This is a genomic window from Pseudomonas sp. 3B-A001-10F (assembly GCF_056313565.1).
In genome coordinates this window covers 38,633-44,974 of record NZ_JBQYFW010000044.1, presented here as the reverse complement: position 1 = coordinate 44,974, position 6,342 = coordinate 38,633, and the positions used below count along the sequence as shown (strand labels likewise).

The following is a 6,342-nucleotide window of genomic DNA, read 5'->3' as shown; positions in this document are numbered from 1 at the left end:
CAAGGTCAGGAGCAAGTCCTGCCTTCAGGAGCGATCGGTCTCCCCCAGAAACACATCTTCGTATGTCCGCACCAGCGAGCTTAGATCTCAATTGACTGGTGTGAGGGCAACATACAAGGAGCTGCCGAAGGCTGCGATCTTTTGATTTTGCATTTAAAAGCGAAGATCAAAAGATCGCAGCCTTCGGCAGCTCCTACAGTGGGGGTTAATTTAACGCACGGATTGGATGACCAGCCGACCAAGCCTGAATATCCTCGATCATCTGCGAAAAGAACTGCTCATAGTTCTGCCGGCTGACATACCCGACATGCGGCGTCGCCAAGACATTGTCCAGCGTTCGAAACGGGTGCATCGCGGGCAGCGGTTCCTGTTCGAACACGTCCAGCGCCGCCCCGGCGATCTGCTGTTTCTGCAACGCCTTGATCAGCGCTGCCTCATCGACAATCGGCCCGCGGGCGGTGTTGACCAGCAGGGCCGTCGGCTTCATCCAGCCCAGTGCCTGTGCATCGACCAGCCCGCGACTGCGCTCGCTGAGCACCAGATGCACCGACAACACATCGGACTGTTCGAACAGTTCCTGCTTGCTCACGTACATCACGCCAGCCTGTTCAGCGCGTTCGGCGGTGAGGTTTTCGCTCCAGGCAATCACCCGCATGCCGAACACCTGACCAAACTGCGCCACGCGTTGGCCGATGCTGCCCAGACCGAGAATGCCGAGGGTCTTGCCGTGCAGGTCACCGCCCAGCCCTTGCTGCCAGTGACCGTCGCGCAGGGCATTGGCTTCGTTCACCAGATTGCGCGTGGCCGCCATGATCAGCGCCCAGGTCAATTCCGGCGCGGCATGCTTGTAACTGTCGGTGCCGCAAACCTTGATCCCCAGCCTGGCGGCCGCTTGCATATCCAGCGCTGCGTTGCGCATGCCGCCGGTGACCAGCAACTTCAGATGAGGCAAACGCTTGAGCAAATCCTCATCGAAGCGCGTGCGCTCGCGCATCACGCAGATCACCTGGTAGCGGCCCAGTCGCTCGGCCAGTGTGGCATTGTCCGCCGGGTAATCGTGTTCGAACGTCACTTCACCGAGGCCATCGAGCACCGACCAGTCGACCACGTCGCGGGCTACGTCCTGCCAGTCATCGATCACTGCAATCTGCACCGCCATCAGCCTTACCTCATCAACGAACGGGATTGGTTGTATTCAGCCAGCCGAGCAAGGCCTTGTGGAACTGCGCCGGCTCTTCCATTTGCGGCGCGTGGCCCATGCCGGGAAATTCCACCAGCGTCGACTGCGGGATTAGCTTGGCCACTTGTTTGCCGAGCACGTCGTAATGGCCGATTTTCGCTTTCACCTCAGGCGGCGCGAGATCCTTGCCGATGGCCGTGGTGTCGGAGGTGCCGATCAGCAGCAGGGTCGGCATCTTCAGGTCCTTGAACTCGTAATACACCGGCTGGGTGAAAATCATGTCGTAGATCAGCGCTGAGTTCCATGCGACCTGAGTCTTGCCCGGGCCTTTGCTCAGCCCGGCGAGCATGTCCACCCAACGGTCGAATTCCGGTTTCCAGCGGCCGTCGTAGTAAGTGGTGCGTTCGTAATCACGGATGCCTTGGGCGCTGACTTTCAGCTCACGCTGATACCACTGATCCACGGTGCGATACGGCACGCCGAGGGCTTTCCAGTCTTCCAGGCCGATCGGGTTGACCAGCGCCAGTTGCTCGACCTGCTCGGGGAACAGCAAGGCATAACGCGTGGCGAGCATGCCGCCGGTGGAATGACCGAGCAGCGTGGCTTTTTGAATGCCCAGCGCTTTGAGCAACTGCTGAGTGTTGGTCGCCAGTTGCTGAAAGCTGTATTGATAGTTGTCGGGTTTACTGGAGGTGCAGAAGCCGATCTGGTCCGGTGCGATCACCCGGTAACCGGATTCGCTCAAGGCCTTGATCGAACTGTCCCAGGTGGCTGCGCAAAAATTCTTGCCGTGCATCAGCACCACAGTGCGGCCGTTGGCCTTGCCGTGAGCGGCGACGTCCATGTAACCCATCTGCAGGGATTTGCCCTGGGACTGAAAGGCAAAGTGTTTAAGGGTGTAGGGATAATCGAAGCCTTGCAGTTCCGGGCCATAGGCCGGGCCTTCCGGCGTCGCTTCGCTTGGCGTCGCAGCCTGCGCCGACAGGGGCAGGGCGGCGCAAAGAAACAGGCTAGGCAGCCAACGGGAAAACATGACAGACATAAGGTCAAACTCCGTTTGAAATCGGCCGATGCTGGAACGAGCGGATTACGCCGACGTTAAACACAGGCAATGCCCGCGCCTGAACGTTCAACCCAGCCACCCCAGCGTCAGCAGGGTCAGCACGCCGTAACGTACACCTTTGGACAGGGTGACGATCAACAGAAAGCGCCCTAGCGGTTCGCGCATCACGCCGGCAATCAACGTCAGTGGGTCGCCAATGATCGGCAACCAGCTCAGCAGCAACGACCAGTGACCGTAGCGCTCATAGTGTTTGCGCGCCCTCGCCATGTGCGCGGCGCTGACCGGAAACCAGCGCCGATCCTGAAAACGCTCGATCCCGCGCCCCAGCCACCAGTTGACCAGCGAGCCGAGTACGTTGCCCAGGGTCGCCACCGCCAGCAGCCCCCACAGCCAGTAACGCTCGCTGACGATCAGGCCGACCAGTAACGCCTCGGATTGCAGCGGCAACAAGGTCGCCGCGCCGAAAGCGGCGAGAAACAGGCCGCCGTACGCTGCGGTGATCAATGGGCCGGGTAATCCGCCACGACCACGTCAGCCCCGTCTTTCTTCAGGCCGATAACCTGATAAGCATCACTCATGCCGTCCATTTCCATGCCCGGCGAGCCCATTGGCATGCCCGGTGCGGCGACGCCGAGCAGATCGTCACGCTTGCTCAGGGCCAGAACCTGTTCCGCGGGCACATGGCCTTCGACGAATTTGCCGCTGATGATCGCGGTGTGGCACGAGGCCAGACGCGGCGGTACGCCATGTTGCTGCTTGAAGCTGCTCATGTCGCTTTCGACGTGATCTTCGACTTTGAAGCCATTGGCTTCGAGGTGGCTGATCCATTTTTTGCAGCAGCCGCAATTGGCATCGCGATGGACTTCGATCGGAATCAGGTCGGCGGCCTGGGCCATTGCGGAGATGAACAGGGCGCTCAGGGCGAGCAGACGCAGGTGGGTTCGCATAACGGATTCTCGGCTCGGGTGACAATCGGAAAGCACGCATTTTGACCGGTTTTTGCCGCCGGGCATCAACGCAATGTTTCCAGTTGTTGCAAAGCGCAGCACCAACCTGTGAGAGCGAGCCTGCTCGCGCATGCGGTAGTTCAAACACTGAAGCGGGGACTGAAAGATCGCTTTCGCGAGCAGGCTCGCTCCCACAAGGGTTATCTGTTGAGCAGAAAACCCTTGTGGTACGCAGGGATCAGCGCACTTTGAAACGCCCCATGATCGCGCTCACCCGGCTGTTGGCTTCGAGCAACTGGTGAGTATTGAGTTCGCTGGCTTTGCCACTCTGCACCAGCTCATCGACCATGTGGCGGATCTGCACCATGCTGCGGTTGATCTCTTCGGTCACGGCGCTTTGCTGCTCGGCGGCAGTGGCGATCTGGGTGCTGAGGCTGTTGATGTGGCTGACCGAACCGGCCATTTCGTCCAGACCGGAGTTGACCCGTGCGGTCGCGTCGGCGGCGGACTGGCAACTGGCCTGGGTGTTTTCCATGGCGCTGACCGATGAGCTCACGCCCTGAGTCAGACGCGTCAACATCTCGTTGATTTCCGAGGTGCTGGCCTGGGTGCGCGCGGCGAGGGCACGCACTTCATCGGCAACCACGGCAAAACCACGGCCCTGTTCACCGGCGCGTGCTGCTTCGATGGCCGCGTTGAGCGCCAACAGGTTGGTCTGCCCGGCAATCGCGCCGATCACCCCGAGAATTTCGGTGATGCGCTGGGCGTCCTGCTGCATGTTTTCAACTTTGTGTGTAGCGCTGGCCACTTCATCGATCAACGCGACCACGCTGTTGGTCGCTTCGCCCACCACCACCCGCGAACGGTCGGCATTTTCATTGGCGCGCTGGGTAAACGCGGCGGTTTCGGCGGCGTTCTGCGCAACGCTTTCTGCCGTCGAACTCATTTCGGTGATGGCGGTAACGGTCTGATCGGTTTCCGAAGCATGGCGCAACAGAATCTGGCTGGTCTGCGCCGAGGTGCGTTGCAGGTTATCCAGGCTGGAGGCCATGGCGCCGGTGGCCTGGGTGACTTCGCCGATCATGTTTTGCAAGTAGGCAATAAAGGTGTTGACCGAATGACCGATGGCGCCGAGTTCATCTTCGGCGCGAATGGTGATGCGCCGGGTCAGGTCGGCATCGCCGCTGGACAGCAAATCGATGTTGGCTTTCAAGGCTTTCATGCGTTGCACCAACTGGCGAATCGCGTAGACCTGCAACAGCACCAGCAGGATCACCAGCGGAATCTGCAACAGGCTCAAGGTGCTGAGGACGTCATCACGCTGGGCGGTGAGCATTTTCGTCGGCAGCGCCGTGGCGAGGAACCACGGCGTGCCTTCGATAGGACGCATGAAGAAAGTGCTGGCTTCACCGTTGTTATCGAATTCGATGCGCTGCGCCTGATCGCGGTTCTGCAACCCGGCTTTGACCTGGCTGGCGAAGGTCGACGTACCGGCCAGTTCGCTGATGTTCTTCAGCACGATCGGGCCACTGATGCGCGAGCTGTTACTGATGACCTTGCCGTCGGCTTCAACGATCAGCATCTCGGCGTTGAGGTCTTTTTCCTTGCGCGCCACCAGGTCGTTGAAGAAGCCAAGGGTGACGTCAATGGTCGACACGCCCCACGCATTGCCGTTTTTCTGGATGGCCATGGCGCAGTTGGTGCGCGGCTCGGCGCTGGCGTCATCTTTATAGGCCGCCGCCCAGGCGCATTGACCGCGCGGTGTGGCCATGCCGCCCTTGTACCAGCTCTGGTCGTAGTAGTTGGGCGCCGCGTCGCTGTTCCAGAAGGTGTTGACGGCGAGTTTGCCCGAAGCGTCGCGGTGCCAGAACGTACTGAATTTGTTGCGCCCGGCTTCACGTTGCCCCGGCAAAGGCCAGATCCCGCCGCCGAATACTTTCAGCTCGCCGTATTGATCGACCAGACCTGGCAGCACCGTGTCGATGGCAGCGCTGTCGAGCAGCGGGATGGTCTGGGTGATGCTGCGCTGTTGCGCCTGCACTTTGTTCAGCTCGCCCTGAATCTGCTCGGCGACTTCGGCGATGCGGTTGAGGACGACTTGTTCTTCGGTGTGACGCAGCTTGGGGGCGACCAGTTGGCTGATGCCGACCACGGTCAACACCGACAACAACAGGATGAACAGAACCAGAAACAGCGTGTAGCGAGCCTGAATAGTGCGGAATGCGGGCATGGAGTCCGGTCCTTGAGCAGCGTTTCTTATTAGGGGCAGGGATAAAACAGTGCGGGTATCTCCAGCGTATCGTCGTGGTGCCCGGAAGCTTTAGGTACTCGCGTCCTAAAAAGCAGCAATACCGATGACCGGCCGGTATCGAGATCGATACACAGGTGTTGATCAGCGCGCGTCGATAAGCAAAAAAGTGATTTTCGTTACCTTGTCATGACAACTTTGGATCAGTGAACGCGGGCCATTGGGCTTTTGTATCGAGAATGTACAAGAATTGTAAAAAAGTGCAGAAATAGGTTGGTGCCATCAATTCGCCCGCCGATACTCGCGGCCATTATTGCCGTTCAACACGGATATTTTTTTGTTCATTTCACAGGGAGTCTTCTCATGACGATCGGTATTGTCGGCGGCTGGGAGAGCAAAGCAGGCGTTATGGTTCGTAACACCGGCGCGAAAAAACAAGTGGCCCAGAGCATCAAAGTGCAGCAGATGCTGACCAAGGTCGGTACCAATCCCACCGCGCTGAATACCGCTGAAATGGACAAGCAGGGCCTGCGCAAGGCCATCAAGGGCTTTGATCCTGCAAATGTTTCAGTAAAACAATTGGGAAATCTGAGCGAGATGCTGCGCAGCCGTGGCCTGATCTCCGAGATCACGTCGTTTACCTTGAAGAACGCCGGTGACAAGTTCGACCGTTTTGGCGTGACCAAAGATATCGATGCCAAATTCAACGCCCTGGAGTATTTCGCGACCCAGCTCGACGCCATTCAGAACAATGGCCTCAATGGCAACGCTTACGGCCAGAGTCTGATTCCCGAGTTCAAGAAAGCGATCTATGTCCTGCAGAACCTCAAGACCTACGGTGAAGGCAACGCCGCGAAACCGGTCGATGAAGGTGTCAAAGCCAAAGCATGAGGCTGACCGTTTA

Annotated in this window: 5 protein-coding genes and 2 pseudogenes; 1 reads left to right on the top strand and 6 read right to left on the bottom strand. The window is 58.9% G+C overall.

Going from position 1 to position 6,342, the window contains the following annotated elements; all coding sequences use genetic code 11:
* Positions 1–205: 205 nt before the first annotated feature.
* The 6 genes and pseudogenes from AC0ZWN_RS26610 to AC0ZWN_RS26585 all read right to left on the bottom strand — a co-directional run.
* Positions 206–1,159 (bottom strand): D-2-hydroxyacid dehydrogenase family protein, encoded by a 954-nt coding sequence (locus tag AC0ZWN_RS26610; protein WP_476337330.1) that lies wholly within the window; start codon positions 1,157–1,159, stop codon positions 206–208.
* Positions 1,160–1,172: 13 nt separating this feature from the next.
* Positions 1,173–2,222, bottom strand: coding sequence for an alpha/beta fold hydrolase (locus AC0ZWN_RS26605; RefSeq protein WP_476337328.1), 1,050 nt, complete (start codon positions 2,220–2,222; stop codon positions 1,173–1,175).
* A gap of 87 nt (positions 2,223–2,309) precedes the next feature.
* Positions 2,310–2,744: a YqaA family protein gene (locus AC0ZWN_RS26600; RefSeq protein ID WP_476337332.1), complete on the bottom strand. Its 435-nt coding sequence runs from the start codon at positions 2,742–2,744 to the stop codon at positions 2,310–2,312.
* Positions 2,744–3,190 (bottom strand): DUF411 domain-containing protein, encoded by a 447-nt coding sequence (locus tag AC0ZWN_RS26595; protein WP_476337326.1) that lies wholly within the window; start codon positions 3,188–3,190, stop codon positions 2,744–2,746. The genes AC0ZWN_RS26600 and AC0ZWN_RS26595 overlap by 1 nt, the downstream gene beginning before the upstream one ends.
* 238 nt (positions 3,191–3,428) lie before the next feature.
* Positions 3,429–3,956, bottom strand: a pseudogene (locus tag AC0ZWN_RS26590) (methyl-accepting chemotaxis protein); the annotation flags it as partial.
* Positions 3,957–4,289: 333 nt separating this feature from the next.
* A pseudogene (locus tag AC0ZWN_RS26585) lies at positions 4,290–5,420 on the bottom strand (HAMP domain-containing protein); the annotation flags it as partial.
* A gap of 381 nt (positions 5,421–5,801) precedes the next feature.
* Here AC0ZWN_RS26585 and AC0ZWN_RS26580 point away from each other — a divergent pair.
* Positions 5,802–6,329, top strand: a complete 528-nt coding sequence (locus AC0ZWN_RS26580; RefSeq protein ID WP_093432901.1) for a hypothetical protein — start codon at positions 5,802–5,804, stop codon at positions 6,327–6,329.
* Positions 6,330–6,342: the final 13 nt, after the last annotated feature.

Coding starts and splice junctions, on each gene's coding strand:
- AC0ZWN_RS26580 (WP_093432901.1), top strand. CDS start 5,802: ATGACGATCGGTATTGTCGGCGGCTGGGAGAGCAAAGCAGGCGTTATG.
- AC0ZWN_RS26595 (WP_476337326.1), bottom strand. CDS start 3,190: ATGCGAACCCACCTGCGTCTGCTCGCCCTGAGCGCCCTGTTCATCTCC.
- AC0ZWN_RS26605 (WP_476337328.1), bottom strand. CDS start 2,222: ATGTCTGTCATGTTTTCCCGTTGGCTGCCTAGCCTGTTTCTTTGCGCC.
- AC0ZWN_RS26610 (WP_476337330.1), bottom strand. CDS start 1,159: ATGGCGGTGCAGATTGCAGTGATCGATGACTGGCAGGACGTAGCCCGC.